The 15,910-nt window shown below is 69.2% G+C and carries 15 protein-coding genes; 7 read left to right on the forward strand and 8 right to left on the reverse strand.

Annotated elements, in window-relative coordinates:
* Positions 1-105 precede the first annotated feature (105 nt).
* Positions 106-528 carry a hypothetical protein gene (locus AAG565_RS13440; RefSeq protein ID WP_348820135.1) on the forward strand — a complete coding sequence of 141 codons (423 nt, stop codon included), beginning with the start codon at positions 106-108 and terminating at the stop codon, positions 526-528.
* On the opposite strand, the gene AAG565_RS13445 is transcribed toward AAG565_RS13440, so the two are convergent.
* From AAG565_RS13445 to AAG565_RS13455, 3 genes are read right to left on the reverse strand one after another with little or no spacing between them, the layout of a single operon-like run.
* On the reverse strand, positions 525-1,016 hold the full coding sequence (locus AAG565_RS13445; RefSeq protein WP_348820136.1) for a DUF4442 domain-containing protein: 492 nt from the start codon (positions 1,014-1,016) through the stop codon (positions 525-527). The genes AAG565_RS13440 and AAG565_RS13445 overlap by 4 nt on opposite strands.
* A 26-nt stretch (positions 1,017-1,042) precedes the next feature.
* Positions 1,043-2,068: a TIGR04283 family arsenosugar biosynthesis glycosyltransferase gene (locus AAG565_RS13450; RefSeq protein WP_348820137.1), complete on the reverse strand. Its 1,026-nt coding sequence runs from the start codon at positions 2,066-2,068 to the stop codon at positions 1,043-1,045.
* Positions 2,065-3,048 carry an SPOR domain-containing protein gene (locus AAG565_RS13455; RefSeq protein WP_348820138.1) on the reverse strand — a complete coding sequence of 328 codons (984 nt, stop codon included), beginning with the start codon at positions 3,046-3,048 and terminating at the stop codon, positions 2,065-2,067. Before AAG565_RS13455 ends, AAG565_RS13450 begins: the two co-directional genes overlap by 4 nt.
* 199 nt (positions 3,049-3,247) lie before the next feature.
* Here AAG565_RS13455 and AAG565_RS13460 point away from each other — a divergent pair, with 199 nt between their 5' ends.
* From AAG565_RS13460 to AAG565_RS13470, 3 genes are all read left to right on the forward strand, one after another.
* Entirely contained in the window at positions 3,248-4,708 is a 1,461-nt protein-coding gene (locus AAG565_RS13460; RefSeq protein ID WP_348820139.1) for a RimK family protein, read from the forward strand.
* On the forward strand, positions 4,705-5,190 hold the full coding sequence (locus tag AAG565_RS13465; RefSeq protein ID WP_348820140.1) for an N-acetyltransferase: 486 nt from the start codon (positions 4,705-4,707) through the stop codon (positions 5,188-5,190). Before AAG565_RS13460 ends, AAG565_RS13465 begins: the two co-directional genes overlap by 4 nt.
* Positions 5,191-5,253: 63 nt before the next feature.
* A complete protein-coding gene (locus AAG565_RS13470) occupies positions 5,254-6,606 on the forward strand; it encodes a DUF1329 domain-containing protein (protein ID WP_348820141.1) in 1,353 nt (450 codons plus the stop codon).
* 75 nt (positions 6,607-6,681) lie between these two features.
* Here the strand turns inward: AAG565_RS13470 and AAG565_RS13475 are convergent, their stop codons facing one another.
* The 3 genes from AAG565_RS13475 to rarD all read right to left on the reverse strand — a co-directional run bounded on the left by AAG565_RS13475 (position 6,682) and on the right by rarD (position 11,060).
* Positions 6,682-7,425: an FKBP-type peptidyl-prolyl cis-trans isomerase gene (locus tag AAG565_RS13475; protein WP_348820142.1), complete on the reverse strand. Its 744-nt coding sequence runs from the start codon at positions 7,423-7,425 to the stop codon at positions 6,682-6,684.
* A gap of 107 nt (positions 7,426-7,532) precedes the next feature.
* The gene (gene plsB, locus AAG565_RS13480; protein ID WP_348820143.1) at positions 7,533-10,028 is read right to left on the reverse strand and encodes a glycerol-3-phosphate 1-O-acyltransferase PlsB; all 2,496 of its coding nucleotides are present in this window, start codon (positions 10,026-10,028) and stop codon (positions 7,533-7,535) included.
* A gap of 144 nt (positions 10,029-10,172) precedes the next feature.
* On the reverse strand, positions 10,173-11,060 hold the full coding sequence (gene rarD / locus AAG565_RS13485; protein ID WP_348820144.1) for an EamA family transporter RarD: 888 nt from the start codon (positions 11,058-11,060) through the stop codon (positions 10,173-10,175).
* Between the two features lie 104 nt (positions 11,061-11,164).
* On the opposite strand from rarD, the gene AAG565_RS13490 reads away from it, so the two are divergent.
* Positions 11,165-12,154, forward strand: coding sequence for a diguanylate cyclase (locus tag AAG565_RS13490; RefSeq protein WP_348820145.1), 990 nt, complete (start codon positions 11,165-11,167; stop codon positions 12,152-12,154).
* A gap of 65 nt (positions 12,155-12,219) precedes the next feature.
* Positions 12,220-12,909 (forward strand): SDR family NAD(P)-dependent oxidoreductase, encoded by a 690-nt coding sequence (locus AAG565_RS13495; RefSeq protein WP_348820146.1) that lies wholly within the window; start codon positions 12,220-12,222, stop codon positions 12,907-12,909.
* Between the two features lie 30 nt (positions 12,910-12,939).
* Here AAG565_RS13495 and sat read toward each other — a convergent pair whose 3' ends face one another.
* Together sat and AAG565_RS13505 are read right to left on the reverse strand one after the other, a co-directional pair.
* Positions 12,940-14,127 (reverse strand): sulfate adenylyltransferase, encoded by a 1,188-nt coding sequence (gene sat, locus AAG565_RS13500; protein ID WP_348820147.1) that lies wholly within the window; start codon positions 14,125-14,127, stop codon positions 12,940-12,942.
* A 105-nt stretch (positions 14,128-14,232) separates the two neighbouring features.
* Positions 14,233-14,832: an ATP-dependent Clp protease proteolytic subunit gene (locus AAG565_RS13505; RefSeq protein ID WP_348820148.1), complete on the reverse strand. Its 600-nt coding sequence runs from the start codon at positions 14,830-14,832 to the stop codon at positions 14,233-14,235.
* A 151-nt stretch (positions 14,833-14,983) separates the two neighbouring features.
* Between AAG565_RS13505 and AAG565_RS13510 the strand changes: the two genes are divergently transcribed.
* Positions 14,984-15,898 carry a TIGR01777 family oxidoreductase gene (locus tag AAG565_RS13510; RefSeq protein WP_348820149.1) on the forward strand — a complete coding sequence of 305 codons (915 nt, stop codon included), beginning with the start codon at positions 14,984-14,986 and terminating at the stop codon, positions 15,896-15,898.
* Positions 15,899-15,910 lie beyond the last annotated feature (12 nt).

Genomic DNA, 15,910 nt, shown 5'->3' on the forward strand with positions numbered 1-15,910 from the left:
AGTTGTTCCTTTCCATCAGCAAAGCCCAGCGTCCCGCCGCCTGACAGCCCCTCACTCAGACCCACCCTTCAGGCTCATCTCTGGATTGGAAAGGACTGGTCAGCGATGAACAGGTTCTGTCGAGGCCTCGGTTTTCTCCCATGGCTGCTGCTGGCCGCTTGCGGCGGCGGAGGCGGTGACGGCGGTGCGCCGCAACCGGATGCGTTGCAGCCGACCCTCGAATCGATCCAGGCCCAGGTGTTCACGCCGCGCTGCGCGACCTCGGGTTGCCATCGGGGTTCCGCTGCGCGGGAGAGCCTGCGGCTGGACGATGCGCAGACCAGCTACGACCAGCTGGTCGAGGTGCGCAGTGTCCAGGTTCCGTCGCGGTTCCGCGTCGAAGCCGGCAGCCCGGACACCAGCTACCTGATCGACAAGCTCGAAGGCACGCAGGCCGCAGGCAACCGCATGCCGGATGGCCAGGCACCGCTGTCGGCCGAGACGGTCGCGGTGATCCGCCAGTGGATCGCCGACGGCGCGCCGCGCTAGCGGCCGCTTGCCGGCACCCAGGCCCAGCGCAGCTCGCAGCGGATCGGCTCCTCGCCGGATTCGTCGGTCACGCGCACCGGCACGACGAGGTCCCCGCGTGCCGCGTCGGCGATGCGTGCGCGCGCCGCGGCGTCGAGCGTGGCGACGGCGCGCAGCGCGCCCCGCGCACGCCTGAGGTAATCGACGTGCAGGGACTTGAGCAGGGGCAGGGCCGAGTCCGGCACGTTCATGCCGAACACCGCGCCGGTCGCGGTTTCGGCGAGCAGCGCCATCGCCGCCGCATGCACGCCGCCGATGTGATTCCGGACCCTGCGCCGGTTGTCGATCACGACGACGGCACGCTCGGCCGACAGCTCCTCGAAGCGCAGGCCGGCGGTTCCCGCGAAGCGCACCTGCGTGTTGAACAGCAGCGTGATCGCGCGACGCGCCAGTGCTGCGGGAAGGACATCGAGCGCGGCGACGGCGCGGGACAGGCGGTTGCGGCTCATGGGCGGGTCCGGGCGGTGTTGCGGGATCAGAGGCCGCGCTGCAGCGGCAGCCAGGCAAAGAACCAGAATGCGGCCAGCACTGCGGCGAGGCCGTCGGCCAGCGGATTGTCGAGCAGCGGCGCGATGCGGCGGTCGAAGAGGTGCAGAGCCGGACCGTCGCAGCCGCGCGCGCCGTGGCGCAGGTCGAGCAGCAGCGCGAGCTGCCAGGCGTTGTCGCGGGCCAGGCGGCCGCATTGCCAGACCGCGTCGAGCGTTTCGCGCAGGCTGCGCTGCGCGAGCAGTTCGCGCAGCGCACGGCGGAACACCGCCAGCTGCAGTGCACGGGCTTCGCCCTGCGGGACGTACAGCCGTGGCGCGGCGCGCAGAAACTCGTCCAGGCCGGCGGCGTGCGCGCCCATCATGATCGCCATCAGCGCGTAGCGCGCCGCGTGTCCCTCGGCCTCGAAGCGCCGCGCCGACGTGGTCAGCGTACCCGGCAGCAGGACCCAGCGTCCGCAGGCGAAGATGCGTGCGGCGATGCGCTGGTCCTCGAAGATCGGCAGCGATTCGTCGTAGCCGCCGAGCCGTTCGAAGTGCCGGCGTGCGATCAGCAGGCCCTGGTCGCCGTTGATGGTGTGACGGCGATTGCTGGCGCTCTTGGCTTCCAGAAACCGGAAGAAGCGCTCGTGGCCCGGACCGCTGCGGGCGAAGCGCAGACGGAAATGGCCGGCGACGATGGCCTCGCCGCCGGGCTCGGATTGCAGCGCCGTCAGGGCGTCGCGCAGCAGGTGGGGATCGTCGAGGCGGGAATCCGCATGCAGGAACAGCAGCCATTCACCGCTGGCGGTCCGTGCGCCGGCATTCATCTGCCAGCCGCGCCCGCGTCCGCAGTCGATCACCGTGGCACCGCGCGCACGCGCCAGCTCGGCGGTGCCGTCGTCGGAGCTGGCGTCGGCGACGATGCATTCCAGGTCCAGATCCTGCTGCGCGCGCAGGTCGTCGAGCAGGTCCGGCAGCGTGCCGCGTTCGTTGAGCGTGGGCACGATCACGGACAGGCGGCCGGCGACGCTCACGGCAGCGGGGCCACCCAGGCGTTGCGCAGTCCGCGGCGCGTGCGGATCGCCTGGATGTCCGGCGCCGCCTCGCTCTTGCTGGCATAGCGGCCGGTGATGACGCGATAGGTCGGGTTGCCGTCCGCGCGCCGGCTCTCGACGACACGGGCCGCGAGTCCCACGCCGCGCAGGCGCGCCGCCTCCTGTTCGGCCGCGTCCGCGTCGGGCAGCGAGGCGAGCACGATCGTCCATGCGGTGTCTGGCGTCGGCACCGGCACAGGGAGGGGATCCGGCGCCGGCGTGCCCGCCGGAAATCCGGTGTCCGCCGCGGCGGCCGGTGGCCGAGCCGCGGCCTTGTTCCATGGCTGGCCCGCTTCGCCGGGAAATGCGGTGAGATTCAGCCGCGGCGCCATCTGCGCGGTGCTGCGGGCGTCCTGGTCCTGCAGCCCGGATGCGGTGTGGCGCAGGCAGCGGCCGGGCTCGTCGAGGCGCCGCGCGCCGGCGGGGCTCTGCAGCTCGATGGCACCGGCGAGCAGGCAGACTTCCTCGGCATCGGCGCCGCGCGCCACCCAGATCTCCGCGCCGAACACGCGCAGCCGCAGCTCGCCGACGTTGATGCGCAGATCCGCCGGCGGCAGCCGCTGCTGCGAACGCGTGGTCACGTGCGCGATGCCTTGCTCCAGCACCAGCCGCGCGAGCGCGCTGCGCGCCGGCAGGTCCTCCGCTTCGATGCTGTGGACATAGAGTGCGGTATCGGCGCCGAGCGTCAGCGTGCCGACCGGCGGCAGCTGCAGCGCGAGATGGCCGTCCGCACCGGTGCGGACACGCTCGCCGGCGGACACCGTGTCCGACGCCTGCAGCTCGGTGTCGCCGCCGCTTTCGCGGACGACCTCGCCGTCGCGGCGCACGACGTCGAAACGCGGGTCGCCGGCATGCGCCGCGACGATGTTCAGCAGCGCGCCGGCGACGGCAGCGCGCAGCCCAGCGCTGGCGATGTTCACGAGCAACGACCCCCGGTCTGGCGACCCCGCAGCAATGCGCGCAAGCGTATGGGCAAAGCCGGCGACTGTCAGCTCTGGTTTTTTGCGACCCGCTTCAATACGATGGCGCCGCGGCGTCGACAGCCACTTTCATGCCCGGACCGTCCGAACCTCCCCAAGCTGATTGCCTCGACGACGGCCGCCCGGCCGGCGCCGCCGCATGAGCGGCATCGTCGTCGTCGATCAGCGGTCCGACTGGCCGGTCGATATCCCCGGCATCGAAGTCGTGACCGCCTGGGACTATCTCACGCAGGAACTGCACACCCGCGCGCGGCGGCTGCGCGTGTACAACCTGTGCCGGTCGTTCGCCTATCAGTCCAGCGGCTACTACGTGTCGCTGCTGGCCGGTGCCCGCGGGCACAAGCCGCTCCCCGAGATCACCACCATCCAGGATCTCAAGCTCGCCGAGTCGCCGAGCATCATCAACGACGAGGTCGAGGAGCTGATCCAGCACTCGCTGGCCCGTATCGGGTCCAGCGAGTACGTGATGAACGTCTATTTCGGCGAGAGCCTGGCCAGGCGCCACGAGCGCCTGGCGCGCGCGTTGTTCAACCAGTTCCCGGCGCCGTTGCTGCAGGCCAAGTTCGTCTATCGCGGCGAGGAGTGGCGCGTCGATTCTCTGGGGCCGATCGCGCTGGGGGAAGTGCCGGCCTCGCACCACGAAGTCCTGTTCGAGGCGGCTCGCGACTACTTCGCCCGCAAGCGCTCGCCGCGCCGGCGCAAGGAGCCGTCGCGCTACGATCTGGCGATCCTCGTCAACGAGGACGAGAAGGAGCCGCCGTCCAATGCGCGCGCGCTCAAGCTGTTCGAGAAGTCGGCCGAGGACCTGGGCTTCGACGTCGAGTTCATCGACAAGAGCGACTACGGGCATGTCGCCGAGTTCGACGCGCTGTTCATCCGCGAGACGACCGCCGTCAACCATCACACCTACCGCTTCGCGCGGCGGGCGGCGCGCGAAGGTCTGGTGGTGGTCGATGATCCGCTGTCGATCCTGCGCGCCGCGAACAAGGTGTTTCTCGCACAGCTGATGGAGCGCCACCGCATCCCGCAGCCGAAGACCATGCTGATCCACACGCGCAACCTCAAGCAGGTCGCCGCCGAGCTGGGCTTCCCCTGCGTGCTCAAGCAGCCGGATTCGCAGTTCTCCAAGGGCGTGATCAAGGTCGAGAACGCGGCCGAGCTCAAGGACAAGGCCAGCGACATGCTGGAACGCTCGGACCTGATCATCGGGCAGTCCTTCGAACCGACCGAGTACGACTGGCGCGTCGGCGTGCTCGACGGCCAGCCGCTGTATGCCTGCCGCTATTTCATGGCCAAGGACCACTGGCAGGTGGTCAAGCGCGCCGGCAACGGCGCCAAGGTCGAGGGGAGTCACGAGACGCTGGCGGTGGAGGACGTGCCGCCGCAGGTGCTGAAGATCGCGGTGGACGCGGCCCGCGCGGTCGGCAATGGACTCTACGGTGTCGATCTCAAGCAGTTCGGCAAGGTCGTGAAGGTCATCGAGGTCAACGACAACCCGAATATCGACCACGGTATCGAGGATCTGGTGCTCAAGGAGACGCTGTACCGGCGCATCATGGAGTACTTCATCCGGCGCCTCGAGGCGCGCACCCGCACATGAGCCGCGTGCCGGCGCCGGACGTGAGCATCCGCCGCGGGCGTGCCGCCGATGCGGGCGGGATTCTCGCGCTGGAGGCGGCATTTCCCAGTGATCGCATGTCGGCGCGCAGCGTGCGCCGCTTTCTCGGCGTGCCGAGCGCGCGCGTGCTGATCGCCGATCGTGCCGGCGAGGTCGCCGGTGCGCTGATCCTGCTGCTGCGCCGCAACAGCCACTGGGCGCGCATCTACTCGGTCGCCGTCGATCCGCGCTACCGCGGGTGCGGCCTCGGCCGTCGGCTGGTCGAGGCGGCGCATGGCCTGGCACGACGCGAACGCCGCCAGGGCGTGAGCCTCGAAGTGCGCGCGGACAACGTCGCGGCGCTGGGCTTGTACCGGGGGCTGGGCTACGTCGAGGCCGCGCGGCTGCCCGCCTACTACGAGGATGGTGCGCCGGGCATCCGCCTGCGCAAGCCGTTCGGCCGGCCGCGCCGAACCCGACGCTAGGCGGACGCGGCAAACTGATCTATCGTAAACGGCCCATCGGGGTCCGCCTGGAGGAGAAATAAAATGAATCGTGCATTGCCGATTGCGGTGGCGCTGTTGTCGTTCACGCTGCCCCTCGCGGCCAAGGTCAGTCCCGAGGAGGCCGATCGTCTCAAGACCACGCTCACGCCGATGGGTGGCGAGCGTGCCGGCAACAAGGACGGCAGCATCCCGGAATGGACCGGCGGCTACACGACTTCGCCGCCGTGCTACAAGGGCCGAGGCACGCGCTACTGCGATCCGTTCCCCGACGACAAGCCGCAGTTCACGATCACCGGCCAGAACTACAAGCAGTACGCCGACAAGCTCTCGGAAGGCCAGAAGGCGATGTTCGAGAAGTTCCCGGCGTCCTACAAGATGCCGGTGTTCCAGACGCGGCGCACGGCCGCCTACCCCGATTTCGTCGTCGAGGCCACCTACAGGAACGCGCTCAACGCCGAACTCGGCGGTGGCGGCGAGGCGCTGGTCAACGCGATCGTCGGCGTGCCGTTCCCGATTCCCAAGTCGGGCGTCGAGCCGGTGTGGAACCACAAGGTCCGTTACCGCGGCCAGTCCGGGCGGCGCTGGAACAACCAGGCGGCGGTGACCTCCAGCGGCGATTTCAACCTGGTGACGCTGCGCGAGGACGTGTACTTCCCCTACGCGCAGCAGGATGCGACACCGGAGTCGCTCAACAACGTCATCATCTACTTCCTGCAGATCGTGACCCAGCCGCCGCGCCTGGCCGGCACGATCACGCTGGTCCACGAGACGATGGACCAGGTCAAGGAGCCGCGCCGCGCCTGGCAGTACAACCCCGGCCAGCGGCGGCTGCGGCGCGCGCCCAATGTCGCCTACGACAACCCGGGCACCGGCGCCGACGGCCTGCGCACCAACGACCAGACCGACACCTTCAATGGCGCGACCGACCGCTACACGTGGAAGATCGTCGGCAAGAAGGAGGTCTATATCCCGTACAGCGCGTACAGGATCCACAGCGACCAGTACAAGTACCGCGACATCATCCAGAAGGGCCACATCAACCAGGACCTGACGCGCTACGAACTGCACCGCGTCTGGATCGTCGAGGGCGAGGTCAAGCCGACGACGACGCACATCTACGCCAAGCGCCGCTTCTATCTGGACGAGGACACCTGGCAGATCGCGCTGGTGGACATCTACGACCGCCGCGGCGCGATGTGGCGCTGGCAGGAGGCGCACCAGTTCCAGGCCTACGATCAGCCCTTCCCGGGCATCGCGATCGAGACGATCTACGATCTGCAGAACAATCGTTACCTCGCGCAGGTGATGAACAACGAGGACCCGGAAACCCAGGAGATGCCGTTCGCGCCGTCGTATTACGATCCGGCCAACGTGCAGAAGCAGGCGACCAAGTAGTTCCGGCGCGCAGCGTCCGTCACGAGAAAGAAAAAGGCCGGCGAAAGCCGGCCTTTCTCATGGCTGCGCTGCGTCCTACTTCTTGCCTTCCTTCTTCGGCGCCTCGGGCTTCTCAACCGAGATCAGCTCGACTTCGAAGATCAGCGCTTCGTTGGGGCCGATCTTCACGCCGGCGCCGCGCTCGCCGTAGGCGAGATTCGACGGGATGTAGAACTTGTACTTGGAGCCCGGCGTCATCAGCTGCACGCCCTCGGTCCAGCCCGGAATCACGTTGGCGAGCGGGAAGGTCACCGGCTGGCCGCGCGAGTAGGAGCTGTCGAATTCCTCGCCGTTGATCAGCGTGCCCTTGTAGTGGACGGTGACGCGGTCCTGCGCGGTCGGATGCTCGCCCTTGCCCTCGGTCAGCACCTCGTACTGCAGGCCCGACGCGGTGGTCTTGACGCCTTCCTTCTTGGCGTTTTCGGCGAGGAAGGCCTCGCCTTCCTTCAGGGCCTTCTCGGCCTGCGCGGCGCGCTCGGCCTTCTGCCGCTCGTGCATCTTCTTGGCAATGGTGTTCTTGATCTCCTCGCGCGCCGCGTCGTCGAGCTTGGGCGTCGTCCCGGCGAACGCATCGTCGAGGCCGGCCTTGAGCGCGGCAATGTCCACGTCGTTCTTCACCGGCTGCAGCGACTTGCCCAGATCCACGCCGATCGCGTAGCCGAACTTCTGCGCGTCGCTGTCCAGCGTCGCCGGCGCGGCCGGCTCCTTGCCCTGCTTCGCGCAACCTGCCATCAGCGCCAGCGCAAGCGCGGTCGCGGTCAACTTGAAAGACTTGTTCATGGTTCCCCGGGGATACGAAAAATGGGGCGCACAGGCCCCAGGCGGCGCCGATTATAGCGCGCGCCCCGAAAGCGGCCAGATGCTCCCGAACCCCTGCGACCCGGCGCTCAGGCGGCTTCGGCGGAAGGGGGGGGATCGGGCTGCTTGCGGCGCGACAGCAGCTGCAAAAGCATCTGCCGCGACTCGTCGGACAGCAGCTCCTGCGAGCGCTCGGCGATGCGGTCGATGCGCGGATCGACGATCAAGCCGCGTTCTCCGCCGTCGGCGACCAGGCCGATCTCGATCAGCGTGTTCAGATAGCCGCGGAACAGCGCCTTGTCGAAGAACTCCGGCGCGTCGCGTCCGGTCAGGATCGCCATGCGCTCGGCGAGCAGGCGGCAGTCCTCCTCGAAGCGCTCGCGCTGGAGTTCCTGCCGGCTGCGGCGTTCCTCGGCGAGCAGCAGCGCAGTCATGCAATAGCGCTCCAGTGTTTCGCCGAGCACGCGGCCGAGCATCGCCAGCGTCGAGTATGCGGGCTGGCTGGCGTCCGGCCGGCGCAGGCGATCGCCCTCCCGGGTCAGCAGGCCGAGCTGCACCATCACCTCCAGCCAGCGCCGCGTCACCGCTTCGGTCTCCTCGGCGGTCCAGCGCAGGAAGAACTCGGTGCGCAGGAAGGGGTAGAGTGCGCGCACGCCGGTGCTGATCACCTCGTCGGACAGCAGCAGGCGCGTGCGGAAGAAGTTGGCGATCAGCGACGGGATCGCGAACAGATGCTGGATGTTGTTGCGGTTGTAGGTCAGCGCGACGGCGTCGCGCGCCGAGATGCCGTACAGATCGCCCCACGGGTGCGGCACGCGGGCGATGCGGGCGATGGCCGCGCTCAGATCGACGATCGTGCGCGGCGCCGCTTCCGGGATGTGCTGGTGCTCGCCGTAGGGGTTGCCCTTCAGCAGCCATACGAGATGGCCGATCTGCTCGACCAGCTCGTCCTCCGAGACGACGCGTTCCGGGGCCGACAGCAAGGCCAGCGCGGCCAGCCCGGTCGGGTTGGCGACGGCGGCGGCATTGACGCGCCGCGCGTTTTCGAGCGCGAGGTCGGCGACGAAGCGCTTGAATCCGTCCGGCAGCGCGCGGTCCTGATCGGTCGAGACGAAATGTGCACGCCAGTCCGGCAGATGGCGGTCGGCGTAGTCCTGCAGCGCGATCGGCTCGCCGAAGTTGATGTACGCCTTGCCGTAGCTGCGGCCGAGGATCTTGCCGGCCTTGAGCAGACCCTCCGCGGATTCCTTCTGCTTCTTCGCGCCGCGCAGTTCCTTCGAGTAGCTGCCCACTTCCCAGCAGCGGTCGTAGCCGATGAACACCGGTACCAGCAGCACCTTGCGCGTGGTCTGCTTGAGGCCGGCTTCGACGACCATCGACAGCAGTCCGGTCTTGGGTGCCAGCAGGCGGCCGGTGCGGCTGCGTCCGCCTTCGGGAAAGAACTCGATCGAATAGCCGCGCTGGATCAGCGAATCGACATAGGCGCGGAACACCGCGGTGTAGATGCGATCGCCAGAGAAGCTGCGGCGCATGTAGAAGGCGCCGCAGCGGCGCAGCAGGCCGCCGACCGGCCAGAAATTGAGATTCACGCCGGCGGCGATGTGCGGCGGCACCAGGCCGGCGTGGTACAGCGAATACGACACCAGCAGGTAGTCGGCGTGCGAGCGGTGCGCCGGCATGTACACGATCTCGTACTGCTGCGCCCACTCGCGCACCCGGTCCAGCCCGCGCACGTCGATCCCCGAGAACACGCGCTTGAACACGACGACGCTCAGGAACCGCTCGAGGAAGCGGATGCTCGCGGTGGAGTAGTCGGCGGCGATCTCCTCGGCGCACTTGCGGGCGTAGGCGCGCACCTTGTCCGGTGTCTGTCCGGGGGCGGTGTCCTGTTCGATCGCGCGCTGGACGCCCGGACTGGCGAGCAGAGATTCGATGACGACGTTGCGGCGCACCAGCGTCGGTCCCAGCGCCGCGGTGCGCGCGCGCAGGAAGTGGAAGTGCAGCGCACGGGTGAGCTTGCGGATCGCGGTCGCCGCGTCCGGGCCCTTGTCCATCTGCTCGCGGAACGACAGCGGCAGGCCGAAGTTGGCGAACACGTTGCGGCCGTGTGCGAGCATGATGAAGAACTTGCGCACGCGGCCGGCCTGGATGCTGTCGGCGAACAGCAGCTTGAACCAGCTGGTCTCGGAACCCGGATCGCGCCCCCAGAAGATCGACACCGGCACGATCTGCGCCTCGAAGGATTTGGTCGCCACGCCGGTCTCGATCACGCGCAGCAGGTCGGTGGTGCGGACGCGCGTCTCCAGCAGCGCCGGCATGTAGACGACGCCGGCGCGTTCGGGCGTCGGGAAGTTCGAGCCGGTGCGGTTGGGGGGCGGCAGTCCGAGCTGCTTGCAGATGCGGTCGAGCACGAAGTAATCGACCCACGAGCGACTGGACAGCACGTACACGACCGGCTGCGACGGATCGAGCTTGAGACCTTCGCGCAGCGGATGCGGCGCCGTGCGATAGATGATCGAGCGTCCGAACGGCCGGAACAGCCACCAGACCAGTTCGTACAGGATCCGGTTCAGCAACGCGCGCATGTCTCTCCCGATGGCCCGACGTTCCGTATTTCGCGCACGCGGCGCGGCCCCCAGCGGTCCGGTGCGCGATGGCCCCGGTTCCGGTTCTTCGATGTTCGAGTGTAACCCACGGACTTTGCGGCGTTGCCGGTGCGCGCTGCGCGCTCAGTTCGTGACCGCGGCGGGCTGCACGGAGCGGCGTGCGCGCCACAGTCCATCCAATGCATACACCCCGAGCGCCAGCCAGATGCAGCCGAAGCCGACGGCCTGATTCGACGTGAACGGCTCGCCGAACAGGAACACGCCGCAGGCCAGCTGCAGGCTCGGCGCGAGGTATTGCAGCAGGCCGATCATCGACAGCGGGATGCGGCGCGCGCCGACCGCGAACAGCACCAGCGGCAGCGCGGTGACCAGGCCGCCGGCAATCAGCAGGGCATCGGTGCGCAGCGAGACATGGCCGAAGCTGCCGCTGCCGTGGATTTCCGACCCGAGCAGGAACGCGAGCGCCGGCAGGAACAGCAGACCGCTTTCGACGGCCAGGCCGCGGACCGACGGCACGACGGCGATCTTGCGGATCAGGCCATAACTGCCGAAGGACAGCGCCAGGGCCAGCGCGATCCACGGCAACCGGCCCGCCTGCCAGGTGAGCCAGAGCACGCCGGCGGCGGCGATGCCCACGGCCAGCCACTGTGCGCGGTTGAGACGCTCGCGCAGGATCAGCACGCCCATCAGCACGCTGACCAGCGGATTGATGAAGTAGCCGAGGCTGGTCTCGACGATGTGGCCGGCATTGACCGCCCAGATGTACAGCCACCAGTTCAGCGCGATCAGCAGTGCGCTGGTGGCCAGCAAGGCGACGAGTCGCGGCGACAATGCGCGCAGCCAGCAGAAGCCGTCACGCGCGGCCAGCCACAGGCCGACGAAGCCGGCGCACCAGACGATGCGGTGCGCCATGATCTGCGGTGCCGGCACGACCTGCAGCAGCTTCCAGTAGATCGGGAACAGGCCCCAGATCAGGTAGGCGGCAGCGGCGGCGGCGAGACCCTGGCGCATCGCGGGGCACGTGGGCGGAAAGGGCGCGCAGTCTACGCGCTTGCCGACGTGTCTGCGCTGCCGTTGCTGACAGCGCGCCGCCGCGCCGCGCGTACAATGCCCGCATGGTCAGCCGTTCATCGCTCTACGATCCGACCCATTTCCCGTCGGCAGCGGGAGGCCCTGGCTTCGACCTGCGGCCCGAGCGGCACGAGCAGTTGCTGCGCAATCACCCCGAGAAGTACTCGGAGATGGTGCGCAGCGTCACCGGCTACGGCATCTACCTGATCGACCGCGGCGGTCTCATCAGCAGCTGGAACCAGGGCGCCGAGCTGATCACCGGCTATGCACGCGGTGACGTGCTCGGCAAGCATTTCGAGACGCTGTTCCCGGACGATTCGGTCCGCGACGGCCTGCCGCGGCGCACGCTCGAATTCGTGCGCGCCAATCGTCATTCGCGCGACGAACAGCGCCGGCGCCGGCGCAGCAGCGGCGAGTTTCTCGCGCACAGCGCGCTGGACTCGGTGCGCGCCGAGAGCGGCGAATTGCTCGGCTTCGTCGAAGTGTTCCAGGACATCACCGAGGCCAAGCAGCGCGAGGAGCGGCTCTACGAGCGCGCGACCCGCGACCCGCTGACCGGCGTGTTCAACCGTGGTCACTTCGTCGAGGCGGCGGCGCTGGAGATCGAACGCGCGCGCCGATTTTCCGAGCCGCTGTCGCTGCTGCTGATCGACATCGACCGCTTCAAGAAGATCAACGACACCTACGGGCACGACATCGGCGACCGCGTGATCGTCGCGCTGGCGCGCATGCTGGTCGCCGAGGCCCGCAAGGTCGATGTGGTCGGCCGCATCGGCGGCGAGGAGTTCGCGGTGCTGCTGCCGCGCGCCAACAAGCAGCCGGCGGCCGAGATCGGCCAGCGCCTGCGTCGCGCCGCGGCGGCCCAGCGCGTCGCGGTCGGCGGCGGACGCGAGATCGGCTTCACGGTCAGTCTCGGCCTGGCGTCGCTGCGCACCGGTACGCGCGATCTGGCCGAGCTGATGCGCAATGCCGACGCCGCCCTCTACCAGGCCAAGCGCGAGGGCCGCAACCGGCTCGAAGCCTGGTTCGAATAGCGCGGACGGACGAAGCCCGGTTGCGCGGCGCAGCGCAGACTTTCGCGGAACCTGCGGAGTTCGTCATGCAAGATCTTCAAGGCAAGCTCGTCGTCGTCACCGGCGCATTCGGTCATCTCGGCACCGCCGTCGCCGCGCACGCGGCCGGGCGCGGCGCGCGTCTGGCGCTGATCGACCGGGCGCCCGCGCCGGCGGTGACCGCGGACGCCGGCCTGGCGCTCGGCGGCGTCGATCTCGCCGATGCGGGCGCGGCCCGAGCTGCGATGGACGAAGTGGCCGCACGCGGTGGCCGCATCGACGCACTGGTCAATGTTGCCGGCAGCTTTCGCTGGGAAACCGTCGCCGATGGCAGTGCCGACACCTGGGATCTGCTCTACCGCGTGAATCTGCGCAGCGCGCTGTGCGCGTCGCAGGCGGTGCTGCCGCATCTGCGTGCGGGCGGGGGGCGCATCGTCAACATCGGCGCCAACGCCGCCGGCAGGGCGGCGCTGGGCATGGGCGCCTATGCGGCATCCAAGTCCGGCGTCGCGCGCCTGACCGAGGCACTGGCCGAGGAACTCAAGGACCGCGGCATCACGGTCAACGCGATCCTGCCCGGCATCATCGACACGCCGCCCAACCGCCGCGACATGCCGGATGCCGACCACTCGCGCTGGGTCGCGCCCGCGGCGATCGCGGACGTGATCGGCTTCCTGCTGTCCGACGCGGCGGCCGCGGTGACGGGCGCGCTGATTCCCGTCACCGGGCGGCTGTGAACGGCATGCCGCGCGGGCCGTGACGGACGGTCAGCCGCCGATCGACTGATAGTAGTCGCTCAGGATCTTCGCCACTTCCGGGCGCGAGAATTCCGGCGGCGGGGCGATGCCCTTGCCGAGCATCTGGCGCACCTGCGTGCCGGACAGGTCGATGAAGTCGTCCGGCGTGTGGTCCGGAGCCTCGCGCTTCATCACCACGCGGCCGAGCTTCTTGCTCCACGCGGTGTTGTCGGCGCCGAAGATCTGGATCTTGAGCGCGCCCTTGGGCACTTGCTTCTCGAAGATCGTCTGCGCGTCGAACGGGCCGTAGTAGCTGCCGACGCCGGCGTGGTCGCGGCCGACGATCAGGTGCGTCGCGCCCATGTTCTGGCGGAACACGGCATGCAGCACCGCCTCGCGCGGCCCGGCGTAGAGCATGTCGAAGCCGTAGCCGGTGACCATCACCGTGTTCGGCTCGAAGTACAGCTCCACCATCTTGCGGATGCAGGCGTCGCGCACCGGCGCCGGGATGTCGCCCGGCTTGAGCTGGCCGAGCAGCATGTGGATGACGATGCCGTCCGCCTTGAGGCGTTCCTTGGCCATGCGGCACAGCTCCTCGTGCGCACGGTGCATCGGGTTGCGGGTCTGGAAGGCGACGACGGTGTTCCAGCCACGCTCCCGGATCTCGTTGCGGATCTCGACCGCGGTGCGGAAGGTGTCCGGGAAATCGGTCGCGAAATAGCTGAAGTTCAGCACCTGGATCGGGCCGGACAGTAGCGTGTTGCCCAGGCCGGTGAAGGTCGCGACGCCGGGGTGCTTGGCATCGAGCGTGCCGAAGATCTTCTCGGCCATGTACCGGATCTGCTCGTCGCTGACCGTCTCGACGGCCTGGACGTCCATCACCGCCAGCACCGGGTTGCCCTCGACATTGGGATCGCGCAGCGCGATGCGCGTACCGGCCTTGATCGAGTTGTCCTTGGTCAGGTTGACGATCGGCACCGGCCAGAACAGGCCGGCGGTCGTGTGCATCTTCTCGGCGACCGACAGCGCGTCGGCGAGGTCCATGTAGCCGGTCAGCGGGTTGAAGTAGCCGGCACCGAGCATCACCGCATTGGCGGCGGCGGCGGAATTCACCAGCAGCGCGGGCAGTTTCTCGGCCTCGTGCGCCAGCGCGTGGTGGCGCGCGGTGTCATAGACGAACAGCGGGTTGAGTTCGGCGGAGCCGTGAGGCTGGATCATGGTCGGACCGTCTCGATGGATGCGGGTAGGGCGAATGCGCCGCGCAGCATACCCGCTGGACGGCGCGGGTTCATCAATTTACGGCGCGCTGGGGCGGCCGCCCGGTCAGCCGATCTCGGCCGCGCTGGCGACGATGCGGCCGACCAGCCCGTAGTCCAGGGCCTCCTGCGCGCTCATCCAGTAGTCCCGCTCGGTGTCCTGCTCGATCCGCGCCAGCGGCTGGCCGGTCTCGCGCGCGAAGATCTCGTTGAGGCGGCCGCGCATGCGCACGATCTCCTTGGCCATGATCGCGATGTCGCTGGCGGTGCCGCCGGCGCCGCCGGACGGCTGGTGCAGCATGAATCGCGTGTTCGGCAGGCTGAGCCGGTGCTCGCGCCGGGCCGCGGCGTAGATCAGCGCGCCGGCGCTGGCGACCCAGCCGGTGCCGACGATGCGCACCACCGGCTTCACGAACTTGATCAGATCGTGGATGGTGTCGCCCGATTCGACGTGACCGCCCTGGCTGTTGAGATAGATCGTGATCGGATCGTCCGATTCCGCAGACAGCGCGAGCAGGCGGGCGCTGAAGACCTCTGCCGCCTTCTGGTTGATGGCGCCGTAGATCAGGATCGTCCGCGCCCTGAACAGGCGCTCCTCCAGCGCGCGGGAGCGCGCGGCCCGGGCTTCGTCTTCCTTTTCGGCATTCTGGAACGGTTCGATGGACATGGTCGGTGGGGTGCGGCCGGGGGCCGGAACGGGATGCGGGAGCGGCGATTCTACCCGCGCCGGCCGGCCGCGGTCCGACCCGATGGCCGCCCCGGCGCCCGCGCGCTAGGCTGAGACCCGACGGCCCCTCGCGCATGAACGGAGTCGGACGATGCGGGTACTGGTCACCGGTGCGACCGGCTTCATCGGCCGGGCGCTGTGCGGCGCGCTGCTGGCGCGCGGCGACGCGGTCGTTGCGCTGACGCGATCGCTCGCCGACGCGCGCGCGGTCCTGCCGGCGCCGGTCGCCTGCGTCACCGCACTCGACGACGCGGGGGCCACCGACGCCGTCGTCAATCTCGCCGGCCTGAACCTCGCCAGCGGACGCTGGACGGCGGCGCGCAAGCAGGCGATGGTCGCCAGCCGTGTGCAGACGACCGAAGGTCTGGTCGCGTGGATGCAGGCCGGAGTGCGCCCGCGCGTGCTGGTGTCCGGCTCGGCGATCGGCTGGTACGGCGCGCGCGGCGACGAGCCGCTGGCCGAGGACGCCGCACCGGGGCGATCCAGCGAGTTCAGCGTGCAGCTGTGCACCGCCTGGGAGGCTGCGGCGGCGCGGGCCGCGGCGCTCGGCGTGCGCACCTGCCTGCTGCGCACCGGCATCGTGCTCGAAGGCGACGGCGGTTCGCTCGCGCGGATGCTGCTGCCGTTCCGGCTCGGTCTGGGCGGGCCGATGGGCAGCGGCCGGCAGTGGATGTCGTGGATCCACCGCGCCGACCTGGTCGCGCTGATCCTGTGGTTGATCGACCGCGACGATGCGAGCGGGCCGTACAACGGCACCGCGCCGGAGCCGGTTCGCCATGCCGAGTTCGTCGCCGCGCTCGGCCGCGTGCTGCACCGGCCGGCGATCGTGCCGATGCCCGGATTCGTGCTCAGGCTGCTGATCGGCGAGATGGCCGATCTGCTGCTGACCGGGCAGAAGGTCCTGCCGGTGCGCGCGCTCGACGGGGGCTTCACCTTCGCCTATCCGCGGCTGGATGCGGCGCTGCAAGCCATCCTCGGCGGGGACAAGCGCCGGGCAGTCCAGTAGAATCGCGCTCCG

This window comes from Fontimonas sp. SYSU GA230001, assembly GCF_040066175.1.
Lineage (GTDB): Bacteria > Pseudomonadota > Gammaproteobacteria > Nevskiales > Nevskiaceae > Solimonas.

Bases quoted from the DNA above. Each gene is read 5' to 3' on its own strand.
- AAG565_RS13440 (WP_348820135.1), top strand. From the start codon at position 106: ATGAACAGGTTCTGTCGAGGCCTCGGTTTTCTCCCATGGCTGCTGCTG.
- AAG565_RS13445 (WP_348820136.1), bottom strand. From the start codon at position 1,016: ATGAGCCGCAACCGCCTGTCCCGCGCCGTCGCCGCGCTCGATGTCCTT.
- AAG565_RS13460 (WP_348820139.1), top strand. From the start codon at position 3,248: ATGAGCGGCATCGTCGTCGTCGATCAGCGGTCCGACTGGCCGGTCGAT.
- AAG565_RS13465 (WP_348820140.1), top strand. From the start codon at position 4,705: ATGAGCCGCGTGCCGGCGCCGGACGTGAGCATCCGCCGCGGGCGTGCC.
- AAG565_RS13470 (WP_348820141.1), top strand. From the start codon at position 5,254: ATGAATCGTGCATTGCCGATTGCGGTGGCGCTGTTGTCGTTCACGCTG.
- AAG565_RS13475 (WP_348820142.1), bottom strand. From the start codon at position 7,425: ATGAACAAGTCTTTCAAGTTGACCGCGACCGCGCTTGCGCTGGCGCTG.
- plsB (WP_348820143.1), bottom strand. From the start codon at position 10,028: ATGCGCGCGTTGCTGAACCGGATCCTGTACGAACTGGTCTGGTGGCTG.
- rarD (WP_348820144.1), bottom strand. From the start codon at position 11,060: ATGCGCCAGGGTCTCGCCGCCGCCGCTGCCGCCTACCTGATCTGGGGC.
- AAG565_RS13490 (WP_348820145.1), top strand. From the start codon at position 11,165: ATGGTCAGCCGTTCATCGCTCTACGATCCGACCCATTTCCCGTCGGCA.
- AAG565_RS13495 (WP_348820146.1), top strand. From the start codon at position 12,220: ATGCAAGATCTTCAAGGCAAGCTCGTCGTCGTCACCGGCGCATTCGGT.
- sat (WP_348820147.1), bottom strand. From the start codon at position 14,127: ATGATCCAGCCTCACGGCTCCGCCGAACTCAACCCGCTGTTCGTCTAT.
- AAG565_RS13505 (WP_348820148.1), bottom strand. From the start codon at position 14,832: ATGTCCATCGAACCGTTCCAGAATGCCGAAAAGGAAGACGAAGCCCGG.
- AAG565_RS13510 (WP_348820149.1), top strand. From the start codon at position 14,984: ATGCGGGTACTGGTCACCGGTGCGACCGGCTTCATCGGCCGGGCGCTG.